Source organism: Kribbella sp. VKM Ac-2568 (genome assembly GCF_004345365.1).
In the GTDB taxonomy this organism is placed as follows: domain Bacteria; phylum Actinomycetota; class Actinomycetes; order Propionibacteriales; family Kribbellaceae; genus Kribbella; species Kribbella orskensis.
Map to the genome: position 1 here is coordinate 1 of NZ_SLVF01000039.1, position 1,418 is coordinate 1,418.

The 1,418-nt window shown below is 67.8% G+C and carries 1 protein-coding gene; it reads left to right on the forward strand.

Going from position 1 to position 1,418, the window contains the following annotated elements; genetic code table 11:
• Nucleotides 1-120: 120 nt before the first annotated feature.
• Complete coding sequence (locus tag EV648_RS42320) at nucleotides 121-1,365, forward strand: IS256 family transposase (RefSeq protein ID WP_132302124.1); 1,245 nt, start codon at nucleotides 121-123, stop codon at nucleotides 1,363-1,365.
• Nucleotides 1,366-1,418 lie beyond the last annotated feature (53 nt).

Below are 1,418 nucleotides of genomic sequence, written 5' to 3' on the forward strand. Positions count from 1 at the left end.
AGTGGCGTCCAGCAGAGTGGTGTACGGCAGGCCCGGATGGGCGTGGCGTAGACGTGTGAAAGCGGTCATCGCGTGATCCTTTGGAAGACCTCTCACAGACTTCTGAAGGAGAAGAACGCGATGACCGCGAACACCAGTATCGACCCTGCCGAGTTCCTCCACGACCAGCTGACCACCGCGTCGCCGGATCTGTTGCGTGACATGTTGACCAGGTTTATCCAGGCGCTCATGTCGGCGGAGGCCGACGCGGTCTGCGGCGCCCCGTACGGCCTGCCCAGCAGCGAGCGGGTGAACTCCCGCAACGGGTACCGGCACCGCGACTTCGACACCCGCGCCGGCACCTTGGACGTGGCGATCCCCAAGCTCCGTTCGGGGTCGTACTTTCCTGACTGGCTGCTGGAGCGGCGCCGGCGGGCTGAACGGGCCCTGACGACGGTGGTGGCGACCTGCTACCTGCTCGGGGTCAGTACGCGGCGGATGGAGAAGCTGGTCGAGACTCTCGGCATCACCAGGTTGAGCAAGTCGCAGGTGTCGGTGATGGCCGCCGAGCTCGACGAGCAGGTCCACCAGTTCCGGACCCGCCCACTCGACCAAGGCCCGTACACGTTCGTGGCCGCGGACGCGCTGGTGTTGAAGGTCCGCGAAGGCGGCCGGGTCGTCAACGTGCACGCCCTGGTGGCGACTGGCGTCAACGGCGACGGGCACCGCGAAATCCTTGGCGTGGAAGTCACTTCGGCCGAGGACGGCGCCGGCTGGCTGGCGTTCCTGCGCGACCTGACCGCCCGCGGCCTGACCGGCGTCCGCTTGGTCACCAGCGACGCCCACAGCGGCCTGACCGCGGCGATCGGCGCCACCCTGCCCGGCGCGTCGTGGCAGCGCTGCCGGACCCACTACGCCGCGAACCTCATGTCCGTGACGCCGAAGGCCTCCTGGCCGTGGGTGAAGACGCTGCTGCACTCGGTCTACGACCAACCCGACAAGGACGCGGTGCACGAACAGTTCGACCGCGTCCTGGACGCCCTGGCCGACAAGCTGCCCGCGGTCGTCGACCACCTCGAGACCGCCCGCGCCGACGTGCTCGCGTTCACCGCGTTCCCCAAAGAGATCTGGCGACAAATCTGGTCCAACAACCCCCAAGAACGCCTCAACCGCGAGATCCGCCGCCGCACCGACGTGGTCGGCATCTTCCCCGACCGAGGCGCCCTGATCCGTCTCGTCGGCGCCGTCCTTGCCGAACAGCACGACGACTGGATCGAGGGCCGCCGCTACCTCGGCCTCGACGTCCTCGCCAAGTCCCGCATCACCCTCCTCGACACCACCGATGAGGCGCACACCGACACCGACCTGAAGGCGCTCAGCGCCTAACCAACCCAAGGATCACGCGACACGACCGCTACACCACTCCGCTGGACTTGACC